At 66.3% G+C, this 16824-nt stretch carries 17 protein-coding genes and 1 pseudogene; 11 read left to right on the top strand and 7 right to left on the bottom strand.

All coding sequences use genetic code 11. The features are described from left to right. Positions 1-104: 104 nt before the first annotated feature. The gene (locus ACZ75I_RS12775; RefSeq protein WP_032958895.1) at positions 105-590 is read right to left on the bottom strand and encodes a DUF456 domain-containing protein; all 486 of its coding nucleotides are present in this window, start codon (positions 588-590) and stop codon (positions 105-107) included. A 235-nt stretch (positions 591-825) separates the two neighbouring features. On the opposite strand from ACZ75I_RS12775, the gene ACZ75I_RS12770 reads away from it, so the two are divergent. After that, entirely contained in the window at positions 826-1035 is a 210-nt protein-coding gene (locus ACZ75I_RS12770) for a cold-shock protein (RefSeq protein WP_005417546.1), read from the top strand. A gap of 72 nt (positions 1036-1107) precedes the next feature. Here ACZ75I_RS12770 and ACZ75I_RS12765 read toward each other — a convergent pair whose 3' ends face one another. Together ACZ75I_RS12765 and ACZ75I_RS12760 are read right to left on the bottom strand one after the other, a co-directional pair. Beyond that, on the bottom strand, positions 1108-1602 hold the full coding sequence (locus ACZ75I_RS12765; RefSeq protein WP_005417545.1) for a glycine zipper 2TM domain-containing protein: 495 nt from the start codon (positions 1600-1602) through the stop codon (positions 1108-1110). A 136-nt stretch (positions 1603-1738) separates the two neighbouring features. Next, positions 1739-2147, bottom strand: a pseudogene (locus ACZ75I_RS12760) (hypothetical protein). Between the two features lie 79 nt (positions 2148-2226). Between ACZ75I_RS12760 and ACZ75I_RS12755 the strand changes: the two are divergent. Next, entirely contained in the window at positions 2227-3054 is an 828-nt protein-coding gene (locus ACZ75I_RS12755) for a tRNA threonylcarbamoyladenosine dehydratase (RefSeq protein WP_005417543.1), read from the top strand. Between the two features lie 76 nt (positions 3055-3130). Here the strand turns inward: ACZ75I_RS12755 and ACZ75I_RS12750 are convergent, their stop codons facing one another. Next, positions 3131-3904: a TatD family hydrolase gene (locus tag ACZ75I_RS12750; RefSeq protein ID WP_346476887.1), complete on the bottom strand. Its 774-nt coding sequence runs from the start codon at positions 3902-3904 to the stop codon at positions 3131-3133. Continuing rightward, positions 3901-4116, bottom strand: coding sequence for a DUF6116 family protein (locus ACZ75I_RS12745; protein WP_005417541.1), 216 nt, complete (start codon positions 4114-4116; stop codon positions 3901-3903). Before ACZ75I_RS12745 ends, ACZ75I_RS12750 begins: the two co-directional genes overlap by 4 nt. 163 nt (positions 4117-4279) lie before the next feature. On the opposite strand from ACZ75I_RS12745, the gene ACZ75I_RS12740 reads away from it, so the two are divergent. The 9 genes from ACZ75I_RS12740 (at position 4280) to ACZ75I_RS12700 (ending at position 13932) form a co-directional block, all read left to right on the top strand. After that, positions 4280-5122, top strand: coding sequence for a glycine zipper 2TM domain-containing protein (locus ACZ75I_RS12740; RefSeq protein ID WP_061478099.1), 843 nt, complete (start codon positions 4280-4282; stop codon positions 5120-5122). 126 nt (positions 5123-5248) lie between these two features. Then, the gene (locus ACZ75I_RS12735) at positions 5249-5797 is read left to right on the top strand and encodes a GNAT family N-acetyltransferase (RefSeq protein ID WP_061477983.1); all 549 of its coding nucleotides are present in this window, start codon (positions 5249-5251) and stop codon (positions 5795-5797) included. Positions 5798-5952: 155 nt separating this feature from the next. Next, on the top strand, positions 5953-6609 hold the full coding sequence (locus ACZ75I_RS12730; protein WP_111177393.1) for a glutathione S-transferase family protein: 657 nt from the start codon (positions 5953-5955) through the stop codon (positions 6607-6609). Between the two features lie 61 nt (positions 6610-6670). Further along, on the top strand, positions 6671-8950 hold the full coding sequence (locus ACZ75I_RS12725; protein WP_346476886.1) for a thiamine pyrophosphate-dependent enzyme: 2280 nt from the start codon (positions 6671-6673) through the stop codon (positions 8948-8950). Positions 8951-8953: 3 nt separating this feature from the next. After that, positions 8954-10915: an asparagine synthase (glutamine-hydrolyzing) gene (asnB, locus tag ACZ75I_RS12720; protein WP_472958014.1), complete on the top strand. Its 1962-nt coding sequence runs from the start codon at positions 8954-8956 to the stop codon at positions 10913-10915. Between the two features lie 66 nt (positions 10916-10981). Next, on the top strand, positions 10982-11542 hold the full coding sequence (locus ACZ75I_RS12715) for an NADPH-dependent FMN reductase (protein ID WP_346476884.1): 561 nt from the start codon (positions 10982-10984) through the stop codon (positions 11540-11542). A 246-nt stretch (positions 11543-11788) separates the two neighbouring features. Further along, the gene (locus tag ACZ75I_RS12710; protein WP_005417526.1) at positions 11789-13219 is read left to right on the top strand and encodes a replicative DNA helicase; all 1431 of its coding nucleotides are present in this window, start codon (positions 11789-11791) and stop codon (positions 13217-13219) included. Positions 13220-13465: 246 nt separating this feature from the next. After that, positions 13466-13678, top strand: coding sequence for a hypothetical protein (locus tag ACZ75I_RS12705; RefSeq protein ID WP_014647705.1), 213 nt, complete (start codon positions 13466-13468; stop codon positions 13676-13678). Further along, positions 13675-13932 (top strand): hypothetical protein, encoded by a 258-nt coding sequence (locus ACZ75I_RS12700; RefSeq protein WP_061477977.1) that lies wholly within the window; start codon positions 13675-13677, stop codon positions 13930-13932. Before ACZ75I_RS12705 ends, ACZ75I_RS12700 begins: the two co-directional genes overlap by 4 nt. A gap of 163 nt (positions 13933-14095) precedes the next feature. On the opposite strand, the gene lpdA is transcribed toward ACZ75I_RS12700, so the two are convergent. Beyond that, the gene (gene lpdA, locus ACZ75I_RS12695; protein WP_242894101.1) at positions 14096-15532 is read right to left on the bottom strand and encodes a dihydrolipoyl dehydrogenase; all 1437 of its coding nucleotides are present in this window, start codon (positions 15530-15532) and stop codon (positions 14096-14098) included. A gap of 63 nt (positions 15533-15595) precedes the next feature. Continuing rightward, the gene (gene sucB / locus ACZ75I_RS12690; protein ID WP_053499860.1) at positions 15596-16795 is read right to left on the bottom strand and encodes a dihydrolipoyllysine-residue succinyltransferase; all 1200 of its coding nucleotides are present in this window, start codon (positions 16793-16795) and stop codon (positions 15596-15598) included. Positions 16796-16824: the final 29 nt, after the last annotated feature.

Here is a 16824-nt window from a genome sequence, read left to right as displayed (position 1 = left end):
CGATGAATTCGGGAATCACACAGTGTGGCGGCTGTGCCGGATCGCGGCCAGCCCCACGGTTTATGCACGGTCACAGCGTGCGCGTGGCGTGAAGGCCAAGTGGCTCAGAAGAACCAGGCGAACGCGAACAGGCCCAGCATCGCGATCACAACCGCCAGTTTCAGTGCCAGGCCAAGCAGGATGCCGAGCCAGGTGGCCAGGCCGACCTTGGTTGAGCGGCCGAGTTCACGGGTGTGCCAGTACTCGCCGAGCAGGGCACCGACCAGCGGTCCCGCGAACAGGCCGATGGGCATGAAGAACAGGCCGACGATGCTGCCGACGAAGGTTCCCCACAGCGCCTTGCGGCTGGCGCCGACACGCTGCGCGCCGACAACCGTGGCCAGCACGTCCACCAGCAGCGAAAGCAGGGTCAGTACCCCGAGCGCGACCAGGGTGGGCCAGCCGACGTGGGCGAAGCCGTCGGCCCAGGCGGCCAGCAGCAGTCCAATGAACACCAGCGGGATGCCCGGGAGGGCCGGCAGGATGATGCCGGCGATGCCTATCAGGACAAAAATGACCGCTAGCAGATACAAGATGAATGAGAGTCCCATGCTGTCCCGTATGGAGTCCGTTTTGGGGTTGACAGTGAAAGATTTTGCCAGTTGCTTTTTCGTTTTGGCCGGGTTAAGTTGCAGTCGCTGAGCTTGGCAAGGTCACCGTGGATCGTGGCCTGATGAAGCAAGATCTTCCCGATCCGCTGCATCGATGCACCTCGCTTCCCCCTTGCTTGTCAGCCGCCCACCAGGCGTTTCCAACAACAAGAGAGAGTCAAAGGGAGTTAGTGAGATGGCTGATCGCGAGACCGGTACCGTAAAGTGGTTCAATGATGCGAAGGGCTTCGGCTTCATCAGCCGCCAGAATGGCGAGGACGTGTTCGTGCACTTCCGCGCCATCGAGACCCAAGGCTTCAAGAGCCTCAAGGAAGGCCAGAGTGTGAGCTTTGAAGTCGTGCAGGGCCAGAAGGGCCTGCAGGCTGACAAGGTCCAGCCGATGTAACACCTGCCGTCCTCCGGCACGAAAAAGGCCCGCGCAAGCGGGCCTTTTTCTTGGCCTTTGGCCCGCTGCAGGTCAGCGCAGGATGACCTTGCCGTTGACCACGCGCACATAGGTGTTCTCACGGATGCCACCCAGGTCGCGCTGGTTGACCACGATGGTGCGGCCATCATCCATGCGCACGCTGATGTCGTAGGTATCGCTGGTCACATTCTTCTGGATCTGATTGCCGGCCAGGGCGCCACCGACCGCGCCTGCAGCGGCGGCAATGTTCTTGTTGCCACGGCTGCCACCGGTGTGGTCGGAGATTTCATGGCCGGCCACGGCGCCGACGATGCCGCCGAGGATCGCGCCGGTCGCACTGGGCGCGGTGCGGCCCGAGGGCACGGTGTTGATGCGGGTGACGATGCCACAGTCCGCGCAGCGGCCCTGGTTGTAGCCGCCGTTGTTGCCGTAGCCGCCGTTGTTGTAGCCGTTGTTGTAACCACCGCCACTGTAACCGGGCGAAGTGGCACAACCGGCCAGCGCGAGGGTAGCGATGGCGCTGGCGGCGATGAGCTGGATCTTCATGGGGCGTCTCCTGGCCGTGAAGGCGGGTATGTTGGGTGGTACTGCGTCATGCAGCAGGGTGGACGAATCCTCTCCCTTTGAACGTGAACAACGCGCCAACCACGCACCCGATGCCCGGCTGCAGGATGAACGCGCCTCAGCGGAAATCCTGGTGGCAGGCCCGGCAATCGGCCTGCAGCGTTTCCACGAGCTGGGCCAAGGCCCTGCAGTCGCCTGGCGGTGCAGCCAGCGCCGTGTTGAGGTTGCCGCGAAGTCGGCTGGCGTGCTGCTGGAACTGCGTGCTGTCCTTCAGCCCGGGGAACGCCAGGTCCAGGTCATTGGACAACAGGCGTAGTGCCTGCAGCCGCGGCACGCTGTCGGCCAGGCTGCAGCAGCTGCGACTGCCGCTGCATCACCTGCATCAGGCTGTCCGGGAACGGGTCGCGACGCGCCTGCAGGGCGCGGCCCACCATTACCGTGGCGACCAAGCCGATCAGCAGGCCCAGGCACAGTACGAACAGGTAGCGATGGGCAGGGGACAGGCGGCGGGGCGGGCTGGCGTTCATGCGGGCTCTCCAGGCGTGCAACGGTGGGTTCGACGCCGACGTGCTTTGGGCGCTGGCACCTGCACGTTAAAATAGCCCGATGAACGAACAGGTCAAACAACGCTTCGCCGGCATCGAACGGCTGTATGGCGTGGGTGCGCTCGAGCGCCTGCAGGGCAGTCGCGTGGCGGTGGTCGGCATGGGCGGCGTCGGCTCGTGGGTGGTGGAGGCGCTGGCCCGTTCGGCGGTCGGTCATCTGACCCTGATCGATGCCGACGACATCTGCGTGTCCAACACCAACCGGCAGCTGCCGGCGATGGAAGGCAATTACGGGCGCAACAAGGCCGAGGCGATGGCCGAGCGCTGCCGTGCGATCAACCCGGGGATCGACGTCGACGCCGTGCAGGCATTCCTGACGATGTCCAACATGGCTGAGCTGCTGGACCGCGGGTTCGATCTGGTGATCGACGCCTGCGACAGCTTCCGGGTCAAGGTCGAGACGATCGCCTGGTGCCGTCGCCGCAAGCTGCCGCTGCTGACCGTCGGCGCTGCCGGTGGCCGCACCGACCCGACCCTGGTACGTATCCGCGATGTCTCGCGCACCGAGCACGACGCCATGCTGGCGCTGATCCGCAAGAAGCTGCGCAGCGAGTTCAACTTCCCGAAGAACGCCAAGCGCTATTTCGGCGTGCCGGCGGTGTATTCGCTGGAGAATGTGAAGTACCCGCAGGCCGATGGCAGCGTCTGCGGCATTCGTCCGAACCTGGGTGCCGATGCGGCGTTGAAGCTGGACTGCGGCGCCGGTCTGGGCGCGGCGACCCACATCACCGGCGCGTTCGCCTTTGCGGCGGTGGGCAAGGCGCTGGAGATGCTGCTGGAGCCGAAGAAGGCGAAAACCGAGGTGACAGAGGCCTACGCCGACGCGTGACGGTAGTGCCGGCCGCTGGCCGGCATCGGGTTCGTCGCGGTCGTTACAGCGTGCCGGCCAAGGTTGGCCCCCGCCTTTACGTTGCCGGCAGCGCGAACAGCCGCCGTGCATTCTCTGTCGTGGCCTGTGCCAGGGCCTCCAGCTCTATTCCGCGCAGCGCGGCCACGTGCCGGGCAATGGTTGCCAACCGTGCCGGTTCGTTGCGCTGGCCGCGGACCCCTGCGTCGGGCTGGTCGGGCGCGTCGGTTTCCAGCAGCAGCTGCTCCAGCGGCATCCCGCGTACCAGCCGTTGCAGGCGCTGCGCCCGCTCGTAGGTCAGCGGACCGCCAAGACCCAGCAGGAAGCCGTGCCTGTGCAGTTGCGCGGCCTGTTCGGGGCTGCCGGAAAAACTGTGCACCACGCCGCGCAGGCCGCCGACGCGACGGATCGCGGCGATCACCGCATCCACCGCGCGTCGCGCGTGCACGATCACCGGCAGATTGAATTCTCGGGCCAGTTCCAGCTGGCCGATGAAATACGCCTGTTGAGCCTCGGCATCCAGTCCTTCGACGAAGAAGTCGAGGCCGCATTCGCCGATCGCGCAGGGGCGTTCGCGCTCGATCCACTGGCGCAGCAGTGGCAGGTGCCCAGGCTGGTGATCGGCCAGGAACATCGGGTGCAGGCCGAAGGCCGGGTACAGCCCGGGCGCCTGCTGGCAGACCTCGCGCAGTTTCGGCCAGCTGGCAGCGGTGACCGCTGGCACCACCTGTTGGCGCACACCCACGGCCTGCGCCCGCTCGATCACCGCGGCACGGTCAGGGTCGAACGCGCTCGCGTCGAGATGACAGTGGCTGTCGACCAGCACGCTCAACGCTGTTCCAGCGGCGGTGGCGTGGTGGCGTTGCGGCTCTTCCAGTTGGCCAGCAGCAGCGTGCCGAAGCCCAGCACCAGCTCATCGATGAACGGGATCGGGTCCGGGATGAACAGCGTCAGCACGAACAGGCCGGCGGTGAGCTTGAACAGGGTGGGGTAGCGCAGCCGGCGCGCCCACTGCAGTACTGGCAGCAGCATCGGGTTGGCCATGGCGGGGATCCTCGTGGGGAATATGCAAACGCTACCACGGGCCCTGCATTTCCCGATGCTGAATGGGTTACAGGAATGAGCAGGAAATGTGGAGATTCCGTTCAGGCAGCGCATGCTGCAATCTGTCCCGAGAACGTTGCGGATGGTCCGCAAGGAGCAGGTCATGAAAAGCACAACTACAACTGTCCTGGTCGCAGCGGGCGCGCTGCTGGTGGGTGGCATCGCCACCGCCGCCTTCATGAAGAGTGGCGACAAATCGCCCGACTCCATCAGCGCCGCAACCCCCAATGGCGAGTCGCGCCTGGTCGATGGCAACGCCACCGACGATGGCGTACGTGGTGACAAGCTCGACCCGTCGGCGCCGCGCGGGCTGGAATATGCCGATGTGCTCAAGGTCGACCCGATCACCGAGAAGCAGAAGGCCTATGCCACCGTGATCGGCACCGATCCGGTGCGCGAGACCTCCACCACCCAGACCCCGCACGAGGTCTGCCAGGACGTGACGGTGCAGGAACGCCTGCCGGAGCGTGATGGCAACGTCGGCGGTACCGTGGTCGGCGCGGTGGTGGGTGGCCTGCTCGGCAACCAGGTCGGTGGCGGCAACGGCAAGAAGGCCGCGACCGCAGCCGGTGCGGTGGCCGGTGGCTTCATCGGCAACCAGATCGACAAGCGCCATGTGGGCGGTCGCGTGGTCAATCGTACCGAGCGCCAGTGCCACACCGAAACCGCAACGTCCGAGTCGAGCCGCGTCACCGGTTACAACGTGACCTATCGCAACGAAGACGGCACCACCGGCACCATGCGCATGGCCAGCAAGCCGGGCAGCCGCATCGCCATGGGTACCAATGATGTGGTGAAGGGCTACAACGTGACCTATCGCTATGATGGCGCCGAGAAGACCGTGCGCATGGACAACAAGCCGGCCAGCGATCGCCTGCCGGTGGTCGATGGCCAGCTGGTCACGCAGACCGCTGCTGCCGGCGCCACTGCGGCCACGCGCCAGTAATCCAGAACACCCTGCTGCACCCGACGGGCCGGCTCATGCCGGCCCGTTTCGTTGTGCGCACGGGCATTCATCCGTGGGGAAAGGGAATCGACCATGATGGATGCCCCCCTTCGACAAGGAGTCGGCATGAGCATCTTCGACCTGCGCCTGGAAACCGAGCGGCTGATCCTGCGCCCGCTGCTGCGCGAGGACTACGAACCGTACCTGGCATTCTGTGCCGACGAGGAAACGATGCGCACCCTGGGGGGTGTTCAACCGCCCTCGGTGGCATGGCGCGGCTTCTGCAGCCTGGCCGGCGCCTGGCAGCTGTTCGGCTTCTCGATGTTCAGCGTGATCGAGAAATCCAGCGGTGACTGGATCGGCCGGATGGGACCGTGGCAGCCGCAGGACTGGCCTGGAACCGAGGTCGGCTGGGGTATTCGGCATGCGAGCTGGGGCCGGGGCTATGCACCGGAAGCGGCGGTTGCCGCCATCGACTGGGCATTCGACACGCTGGGCTGGGACGAGGTGATCCACACCATCGCCGAGAACAACGACAACTCGAGGGCGGTCGCGCGCAAGCTCGGCAGCACGCTGCTGCGCATGGGTGAATTGCCGCCGCCGTACAACGACAAGCCGATGCAGATCTGGGGCCAGTCGCGCGAACAATGGCGCCAGCGCCGTTCGCCGTTGTAGAGCCGAGCCCATGCTCGGCTGCATTTGGCGCACAGCAGCCGAGCATGGGCTCGGCTCTACAGATTGTCCGCATGCTGCATCCGCGCTTGGCATTCACCGGCGGGCTTGCCAGACTGCGTGCAGCTGGCCGCCGGCCGGATCCGAGGAATCAGGCAATGGTGGAAGAGCGCGTCCCGTTGACGGTGCATGGCATGTCGGTGTCCGGCAATTGCCACAAGGTCCGCCTGCTGCTGGAGCAGCTCGGCAGCCGCTACCGCTGGGTGGAAGTGGACAGTGCCCATGGCCAGACCCACACCGCCGAGTTCCTTGCGCTCAATCCCAACGCCAAGGTGCCGTTGATCGTCCGCGACGATGGCCGCGTGTTGACTGAATCCAATGCGATCCTGTTCTGGTTGGCCGAAGGGACGCCCTACCTGCCTACCGACGGTTGGGAACGCGCGCAGGCATTGAGCTGGATGTTCTTCGAGCAGTACACGCACGAGCCATGCGTGGCGGTAGCGCGCTTCATCCGCGGCTGGACACCGCCCGATTCACCGCGCCGTTCTGAACTGCCACGCCTGCACGAGCGTGCCGCCACCGCGCTGGCCGTGATGGAGCAGCACCTGCGCGAAGCGCAGTGGTTCACCGGCAGCGCATACGGCATCGCCGACATTGCGCTGTTCGCCTATACCGACGTGGCAGGCGAGGGCGGCATCAGCCTGGCGCCCTTCCCGGAAGTGCGCGCCTGGCTGCAGCGCGTGCGTGCGCAGCCGCGCTTCGTGGCGATGCCAGCGGTGACCGCCGAGGTGCGCGCGCGCTTCGAGGCCGCCTGATCCCACAGGATAGCGCCCGGCGCTGCCGGGTGGAACGCAACAACGACACGGAGGGTGTTCGATGTTTGCTGTGGTTCCAGATCCGATTCCTGCGCGCATGCGCGTGCTCAACCGCGCCGAAGTGTGCGACGCCAATTTCCTCGACGCGGTGCGTGGCTGGCGAGGCACACCGCGCGCATGTCCTGCGCCGGACGCGCCGATCCTGCCGGGCAGCACGCTCAGCGCTGCGGCCTTCGGTGAGCTGTTCGATTCGCAGCTGGCCAGCCGCCAGCTGGACCTGATGGCGCGCGTATTGCGCGTGCAGAACAAGGTCTTCTATACCATCGGGTCGTCCGGCCATGAAGGCAACGCGCTGCTGGCGCGGGCCTGCCGGCATACCGACCCCGCATTCCTGCACTATCGCTCCGGCGCCTTCATGCTCGAGCGCTCGCGCCAGGTGCCGGGCATCGACCCGTTGCGCGATGCGGCGCTTTCATTCGCGGCCAGCGCCGATGACCCGGCCAGTGGCGGCCGGCACAAGGTGTGGGGCAGCAAGCCATTGTGGGTATTGCCGCAGACCTCGACCATCGCCTCGCACCTGCCGAAAGCGCTGGGCACCGCGCTGGCCATCGAGAGCGGCAAGCGGCTGGGCCATGCGCTTCCCATTCCGGCCGACAGCATCGTGCTGTGCTCGTTCGGCGACGCCTCGGCCAACCATGCCACTGCGCAGACCGCATTCAACACCGCGATGTGGGCGGCCTACCAGAAACTGCCGGCGCCAATCCTGTTCGTCTGCGAGGACAACGGGCTGGGCATCTCGGTGAAGACGCCGGACGGCTGGATTGCCGAGCGTTTCAGCCACCAGCCGGGGCTGGACTATTTCCTTGCCGATGGCCTCGACCTGGCCACCGGGCACGCCCAGGTGCAGGCCGCAGTGGACCACTGCCGGCGGACGCGGCGACCGACCTTCCTGCATCTGCGCACCACGCGCCTGATGGGCCACGCCGGCACCGACTTCGAGGTGGAATGGCGTGCATTGCCGGAATTGTGCGCGGCCGAGGCGCAGGATCCGCTGTTGCGCTCGGCGCAGATCGCGCTGGAATCGGGCTGGATGGATGCAGCCGCCATCGAAGTGGCCTACGAGACGATGCGCGCGCGCTGCATGGCCGCCGCTGCCGATGCCGAAGGCAGTGCGAAGCTGCAGTCGCTGCAGGAGGTCATGGCGCCATTGGCACCCTATACGCCCGCGGCGGTGCAGGCCGAAGCCCGGCGCGAGGTCGCCGACGAAGCGCGCGAGGCACTCTATGGCGGTGCCGAGGCCTTGCCGGAACGACAGGCGCCACGGCATCTCGCGATCCAGATCAACCACGGCCTGCAGGAACTGCTTGCGAAGTATCCGCAGAGCCTGCTGTTCGGCGAGGACGTGGCTCAGAAGGGCGGTGTGTACACCGTCACCAAGGATCTGCTGCGCCGCTTCGGCCCACGCCGGGTGTTCAACACGCTGCTGGATGAAACCATGATCCTGGGCATGGCGCAGGGCCTGGCCAACCTGGGCATGCTGCCGGTTCCGGAGATCCAGTACCTGGCCTACCTGCACAACGCCATCGACCAGCTGCGTGGTGAAGCCTGTTCGCTGCAGTTCTTCTCCAACGACCAGTACCGCAACCCGATGCTGGTGCGGGTGGCCGGGCTGGGCTACCAGAAGGGTTTCGGCGGGCACTTCCACAACGACAACTCGATCACCGCGTTGCGCGACATCCCCGGGCTGGTGGTCGGCTGCCCCTCGCGCGGCGACGATGCGGTGATGATGCTGCGCACGCTGGCTGCACTGGCGCGGGTGGATGGGCGCGTGGCGGTGTTCCTGGAGCCGATCGCGCTGTACATGAGCAAGGACCTGCACGAAGCGGGGGATGGCCAGTGGCTGTTCGACTACCCGGCACAGGGCCGGGCGCTGGTGCTGGGCGAGGGCCGGGTCTATGCACCGGAGGCCGGAGACCTGGTGATCTACACCTATGGCAATGGCGTGCCGATGGCGTTGCGCGCGGCGCGGGCGATCGAGCAGCAGCTGGGCTGGCAGGTGCGGGTGGTCGACCTGTGCTGGCTGGTACCGTTGGACGCCGGCTTCATCGCGGCCCAGGCCGCGAGCGCGCGGCGGGTGCTGGTGCTGGACGAAGGCCGCCACAGCGGCGGAGTGGGTGAGGGCGTGGTCACGGCGCTGGTCGAGGCCGGCTTTGGTCACCTGCCGCTGCGCCGCGTCTGTGGCGCCGACACCTACACGCCACTGGCAGGGGCAGCAATGTTCGGGCTTCCAAGCGACAATGCGGTGATTGGCGCCGCCCTCGACCTGGCGCAGGAACCCTGATGCATGTGTGGATTGGCGGGAATGTTGTTGCCGGCGCCGCTGGCGTCGGCCGAGGCGCTGCAGGCGCAGGCGCTGGCCATGGGCCAGGCGCTGCACCATCGCGGGCCGGATGATGGCGGCAGCTGGGTCGATGCCGAGGCGGGCATCGCGCTGGCGCATCGGCGCCTGAGCATCCTTGATCTGTCCCCGCTGGGCCACCAGCCGATGGCCTCGGCGGACGGCCGCTACGTGATGGCCTACAACGGCGAGGTCTACAATTTCGCGGCTCTGCGTGAACAGCTGGAGCCGCTGGGGCACACCTTCCGCGGCCATTCCGACACCGAAGTACTGCTGGCGGCGATCCTGCAGTGGGGCGTGGAAGATACCCTGCAGCGCTGCAACGGCATGTTCGCCATCGCGCTGTGGGACCGCCAGGAGCGTTGCCTGTGGCTGGCCCGCGACCGCGTCGGCAAGAAGCCGCTGTACTACGGCTGGGCCGGCGACACGCTGGTGTTCGGTTCGGAACTGAAGGCGCTCTGGCAACACCCGGCGTTCGACAACGACATCGACCGCGATGCGCTCACCTTGCTGCTGCGGCTGGATTACATCCCGGCGCCGCACAGCATCCACCAGCGCTGCTACAAGCTGATGCCGGGCCGGGTGCTGCGGCTGGATGCAGCGGCTGTGGCCGCAGGCGCCGCGGCACACCGCCCGGAGCAGGCACAGCGCCCGTACTGGGATGCGCGCGCACGCATGCAGGCGGCGTTGGCCGCCCCGTTCCAGGGCCGCATCGAAGAGGCCGAGGAACAGCTGGACACGCTGCTGCGTGATGCGGTGGCGCTGCGCATGGTGGCCGACGTGCCGGTCGGCGTATTCCTGTCCGGCGGCACGGACTCATCGCTGGTGGCGGCGCTGATGCAGGCGCAGAGCGGACAGCCGGTGCATAGTTTCAGTATCGGCTTCACCGACTCGGGACATGACGAAGCACCGCTGGCCAGGGAGCTGGCGGCTCACCTCGGCTGTGATCACACCGAGTTGTACGTCAGTGGCGCCGACGCGCTGGCCGTGGTGCCGCAGTTGCCGGCGATGTTCGATGAGCCTTTTGCCGATGCGTCGCAGGTGCCGACCGCGCTGGTCGCACGGCTGGCGCGGCAGGGCGTGACCGTCGCGCTGTCCGGCGACGGTGGCGACGAGCTGTTCTTCGGCTACACCCGGTATGTACGCGCGCTGCGCAACTGGCAGATGCTCGGACGCGTGCCGGGGCCGCTGCGGCGCTGGATGGGCGCACGCTCGCAGCAGCAGGGCGAGGCCTCGCGGACAGGTGGCCTGGCGGCGCTGCTGGCCGAGACCGGCGCACGTGGCATCGGCGACGTCTACCGCAACCGCATCTCGCGCTGGCGCGACCCGGCCGCGGCGGTGCCCGGCGCGCAGGCCGCCGGCAGCTTCTACGACCTGGCCGATCCGCTGCACGGCGCGGGGACACCGGCCGATGCGATGATGCTGGCCGATTTCGTGACCTACCTGCCCGATGACCTGTTGTGCAAGGTCGACCGGACCTCGATGGCGGTCAGTCTGGAGGCGCGCGCGCCATTGCTGGACTGGCGCGTGGCCGAGTTCGCCTGGTCGCTGCCGCTGGGCTTCAAGCGCAGTGAGACGACCAGCAAGGTGCTGCTCAAGCGCGTGCTGGGCCGTTACGTGCCGCATTCAATGGTGCACCGTCCCAAGCGCGGCTTCGGCGCACCGGTCAGTGACTGGTTGAAGGGCGACCTGCGACCCTGGGCAGAGGACCTGCTGCAGCCGGCGCGGCTGGAGCGTGAGGGCGTGCTGTCGGCGGCGGCGGTGCAGCCGCTGTGGCAGCAGTTCCTGGGGGGGCAGCGCAAGTGGCATACCCACCTGTGGAACGTGCTGATGTTCCAGGCCTGGCAGGCGCATTGGCGGCAGGCGCGGACCGGCGTGACCGGCGTGACCGGCGTGACCGGCGGCTGATCTTCACCGGATGGCACGGGCCTGGCGACTAGGCTGGGCCTCCCGCACCGTGAGGAGTATGTCCCGATGTCCGTCCCCACCATCGCCGTGTTCGTTGGCAGCCTGCGCAGGGATTCCTGCAACCGCAAGCTGGCCCATGCGCTGGAGAAGCTCGCCGGTGATCGCGCGCGCTTCCAGTACGTGCAGATCGGCGATCTGCCGTTGTACGACCAGGATTTCGACGCCGATTATCCGCCGCAGGGCACCCGGCTGAAGAACCAGGTGCGCGCCGCCGACGCGGTGCTGTTCGTGACACCCGAGTACAACCGGTCGGTGCCTGGCGTGCTCAAGAACGCCATCGATATCGGATCGCGCCCGTACGGTGACAGTGCGTTTGCCGGCAAGCCGGCGGCGGTGATCGGCGCCTCCATCGGCCAGATCGGTACCGCCGTGGCCCAGCAGCACCTGCGCAACTGCCTGGCCTTCCTGGACATGCATGTGCTGGGCCAGCCCGAGGCATTCATCCACTTCAAGGACGGCCTGATCGATGCCGACGGCAAGATCCACAACGAAGGCACGCAGAAGTTCCTGCAGGGTTACGTGGACCGGTTCCTGGCGTTGATCGCAGTGCACGTCAAGGGCGATTGACGCCTGCGGGGTCAGAGTCCCCTGCGTCGAAGGGGATCCGACCCCGAGCGTTGATCTGCGATAATGTCCCGCTCGGGCGCCGCAACGGCGTCCGTCGCAGGCAGTGCGACGCCCTCACGCCAGTCTGGCCAGGTACCGGCGGATATCCCCCGTTTTCCCACGGCTTATCCACAGGTTTGTCCATGGCTGCCGGGGTCGGCACATGCCTACACTCATCTGGTCCACTTTTGCAGGAAACACCGCAGCATGTCCGCTCGTCCCGGCTTCCGTTCCAACCGCAGAGAGCGCGGTGATGGCTTCGATCGCGATCGCGACGAGTCGCGCATCGACCAGTTGCGGGTACCACCCCATTCGGTGGAAGCCGAGCAGGCGGTGCTGGGTGGCCTGATGCTGGCGCCCGAGGCGTATGACCGTGTCAACGACCAGCTGACCGAAAGCGACTTCTATCGTCGCGATCACCAGATGATCTATCGTGCGATCCGCGAGCTGTCCGAGCGCGAACGGCCGTTCGATGCGGTAACGCTGGGCGAGTGGTTTGAATCGCAGGGCAAGATGGAACTGGTGGGGGACGGCGCCTACCTGATCGAACTGGCCAGTACCACGCCGTCAGCTGCCAACATCGTGGCCTACGCCGAGATCGTGCGCGACAAGGCGGTGCTGCGGCAGCTGATCCAGGTCGGCACCGACATCGTCAACGACGGTTTCCAGCCGGAGGGGCGTGACAGCAGCGAGCTGCTGGCCTCGGCGGAAAAGAGCGTGTTTGCAATCGCCGAACAGGGTGCGCGTGGCCGTACCGATTTCGTGGCCATGCCCGGTGCACTGAAGGATGCCTTCGAGGAGCTGCGCAACCGCTTCGAGAACGGCGGCAACATCACCGGCCTGCCGACCGGTTACAACGATTTCGATGCGATGACCGCTGGCCTGCAGCCGACCGACCTGATCATCCTCGCGGCGCGCCCGGCAATGGGCAAGACCACCTTCGCGCTGAACATCGCCGAGTACGCGGCCATCAAGTCGAAGAAGGGCGTGGCGGTGTTCTCGATGGAAATGTCGGCATCGCAGCTGGCGATGCGCCTGATTTCCTCCAACGGCCGCATCAACGCGCAGCGCCTGCGTACCGGCCAGCTGGAAGACGAGGACTGGAGCCGCGTCACCAGCGCGATCAAGATGCTGAAGGAGACCAAGATCTTCATCGACGACACGCCGGGCGTGTCGCCTGAAGTGCTGCGTTCCAAGTGCCGCCGCCTCAAGCGCGAGCATGACCTGGGCCTGGTGGTGATCGACTACCTGCAGCTGATGAGCGTGCCGGGCAACAGCGAGAACCGCGCGACCGAAATCTCGGAAATCTCGCGTTCGCTGAAGGGACTGGCCAAGGAACTGAACGTGCCGGTGATCGCGCTTTCCCAGCTCAACCGCTCGCTGGAAACGCGTACCGACAAGCGCCCGGTGATGGCCGACCTTCGCGAATCGGGCGCAATCGAGCAGGACGCGGACATGATCGTGTTCATCTACCGCGACGACTACTACAACAAGGAAAACTCGCCGGACAAGGGCCTGGCCGAAATCATCATCGGCAAGCACCGTGGTGGCCCGACTGGCTCGTGCAAGCTGAAGTTCTTCGGTGAGTACACCCGCTTCGACAACCTGGCCCACGATTCGGTCGGTTCGTTCGAATAACAGTCACGCCGGCCGCTGGCCGGCAACCGCCACCGGGCGCTGAGAGCCAAGGCACCGGCAGGAGCCACTGTCAGCGCGGGTTCCATGCGGTTGCCACGAAGCGCAGCCGGGCGTGGGCTTGGCGTTGCACTGCGCTGGATCGGTTTCATCGCCCCCAGCCCGGTTTCGTCGCAAACCGTTTGCCGGCGCCAGGGCAGGGCGCCAAGGTGTCCGCAGGCGGCAGGGTGCCGCCCCAAGGAGACCGTGATGAAGACCCTGTTCGCGCTCGGCGTGTGGTGCCTGCTGTTCGTACTGTGCTGGCCGCTGGCGATCCTCGCCCTGATCGCCTGGCCGTTCGTGTGGCTGCTGAGCCTGCCGTTCCGACTGGTCGGCATCACCTTCTCGGCGCTGTTCGCGTTCCTGCGCGCGCTGTTCATGCTGCCCGCGCGCCTGCTTGGTGGCCGGGCGGTGCCCGCATGAGGGCGGTGGTGCTGGTCGGTCTGGCCCTGTTGGCCGGCCCGGTACTGGCCGCACCTCCAGCACTGCCTTCGGTGTGGCTGGAGCGCCAGCAGGCAGCCGGTGCCGACGAAGCGAATGCTGCGGGGGCGAAGCCTCTGGCGGTACCCGAGGCCAGGGAGCGCTGCCGGGTCACCAAGGAATGGAAGGTCGGCGAGACGGTGGTGCAGCATCGGGTCTGTGAGGATCCACCGAAGAAGCCGGCTGGAAAGGCGTAGCGCCGAGCCCATGCTCGGCTAGGCCATCACGGACCACCAAATGCGCAGCCGAGCGTGGGCTCGGCTCTACACCAGGGCAGCCAACAAAAAAAACCCCGCCGAGGCGGGGTTTTTCTTCTGCAGGTGAGTGCCGACCAACGGTCGGCACCTACCATGATGCAGATCAGTTCGCTTTGTGGATGGCGCGCTTGCTGACCGCCATCGCGGCGTCGTGGATCACTTCCGACAGCGACGGGTGGGCGTGGCAGATGCGGGCCAGGTCATCGGCCGAGCCGCTGAACTCCATGGTCAGCACGCCTTCGTGCACCAGTTCGGAGACGTTGGCGCCAACCAGGTGCATGCCGAGGATGCGATCGGTTTCGGCATGGGCCAGGATCTTCACGAAGCCGGCCGGCTCGATCATCGCCACTGCACGGCCGTTGGCGGCGAACGGGAAGCTGCCGGCCTTGTACGGAATGCCTTCGGCCTTCAGCTGGGCTTCGGTCTTGCCGACCCAGGCCAGTTCCGGCTCGGTGTAGATGACCCACGGGATGGTGTCGAAGTTGACGTGGCCCGGCAGGCCGGCGATCAGCTCAGCCACCGCGATGCCTTCCTCGAAGCCCTTGTGCGCCAGCATCGGGCCGCGCACGCAGTCGCCGACCGCCCACACGCCGTTGACGCCGGTGTGGCAGTGCGCATCGACTTCGATCTGACCACGCTCGTTGATCTTCACGCCGGTGCCTTCGGCCAGCAGGCCCTTGGTGGCGGCGCGACGGCCGACGGCCACCAGCAGCTTGTCCACGGTCAGGGTCTTTTCGCCTTCCGCGTCGGTGTAGGTGACGATGACTTCCTTCTTCTTGCCCTTGCCGGTGATCTCGGTCTTGGAGACCTTGGCATTGAGCTTGATGTCCAGGCCCTGCTTCTTGAATTCCTTGGCAGCGGCCTTGGCCACTTCGGCGTCGGCAGCCGCCAGGAACTCCGGCATGGCCTCAAGGATGGTGACTTCAGCGCCCAGGCGCTTCCACACGCTGCCCAGTTCCAGGCCGATCACGCCGGCACCGATCACCGCCAGGCGGTTCGGCACTTCGGTGAAGTCCAGGCCGCCGACGTTGTCGACGATGGTCTCGCCGTCGAACTTGGCGAACGGCAGTTCGATCGAATCCGAACCGGCCGCGATGATGACGTTGGTGCCCTTCAGCTCGACTTCCGAACCGTCGTGCTGCTTCACCTTGACCACGTTGCCCGGCTGCAGCTGGCCGAAGCCGTAGTAGGTGGCGACCTTGTTGGCCTTGAACAGCATGCCGATGCCGCCGGTGAACTGCTTGACGATCTTGTCCTTGCGGCCAATCATCGCCTCGACGTCGATCTTGGCATCCTTGAAGCTGATGCCGTGGTCGCCAAAGATGTGGCCCATGTTCCAGAACTGGCGCGAGGAATCCAGCAGCGCCTTGGACGGGATGCAGCCCACGCGCAGGCAGGTGCCGCCGAGGGCCGGCTTGCCGTCCTTGCCCAGCGCTGCGTCGATGCAGGCGGTCTTCAGGCCTAGCTGGGCCGCGCGGATGGCAGCGTGGTAACCGGCCGGGCCGGCACCGATGACGACGACGTCGAATTGTTCAGCCATTGAATTATTCCTTGATGCATTACCAGAACCCCTCCGCGCAGGCGCGGAGGGGCGGGAGGTTTCTTACAGGCCGAACAGCATGCGGCCCGGGTTTTCCAGCTGGTTCTTGATGTCCACCAGGAACTGCACCGAGTCCTTGCCGTCGATGATGCGGTGGTCGTAGGACAGCGCCAGGTACATCATCGGCGCGATCACGACCTGGCCGTTCTGGGCGATCGGACGCTCCTTGATGGCGTGCATGCCCAGGATGGCGCTCTGCGGCGGGTTGATGATCGGGGTCGACAGCAGCGAACCGAAGGTGCCGCCGTTGGTCACGGTGAAGGTGCCGCCCTGCAGTTCTTCCAGGCCCAGCTTGCCGTCACGTGCCTTCTTGGCGTAGTCGGCGATGGTCTTCTCGATGTCGGCGAACGACATGCGCTCGACGTTGCGCAGGACCGGCGTGACCAGGCCCTTCTCGGTCGACACGGCGATCGAGATGTCCGAGTAGCCGTGGTAGATGATGTCGTCGCCGTCGATCGAGGCGTTGACCAGCGGGAAGCGCTGCAGCGCGTTGGCAGCGGCCTTCACGAAGAAGCTCATGAAGCCCAGCTTGATGCCGTGGGCCTTGACGAACTCGTCCTGCAGCTCCTTGCGCGCCGCCGACACCTTGGACAGGTCGACTTCGTTGAAGGTGGTCAGCATGGCGGTGGAGTTCTTCGACTCCATCAGGCGCTCGGCGATGCGCTTGCGGATGCGGGTCATCGGCACGCGTTCTTCCGGACGTGCGCCACCGGCCTTGCCGGCGCCGCCGTTGCGGGCGAAGTTGACGATGTCTTCCTTGGTCACTGCACCACGACGGCCGGTGCCGTCGACGTCGGCCGGGTTCACGCCTTCGGTGATGGCGGTGAAGCGGGCGCCCGGCGGCAGGGTGTCGGCGGCCGACTTGGCAGCCGGAGCCGGAGCGGCGGCAGCGGCCGGAGCAGCGGCGGCCGGTGCGGCTTCAGCCTTCTTCTCTTCAGCGGCCGGAGCCGGAGCCGCAGCCACGGCGCCTTCTTCGATGATCGCCACGACCTGGCTGGAGGTCACGGTATCGCCTTCCTTGAACTTGATTTCCTTCAGCACGCCGTCAACCGGCGACGGCACTTCCAGCACGACCTTGTCGGTTTCCAGGTCAAGCAGGTTTTCGTCGCGCTTGACGGCGTCGCCCACCTTCTTGTGCCAGGTGGCGATGGTGCCGTCGGCGACGGATTCGGGCAGTACCGGGGCTTTGACTTCGGTGGCCATTGCGGGAGCTTCCTGGTTTGTCTTCTAAA

This window comes from Stenotrophomonas sp. X, assembly GCF_055721025.1.
The sequence above is the reverse complement of the archived record's forward strand: the minus strand, read 5'-3'. Positions and strand labels throughout refer to the sequence as shown.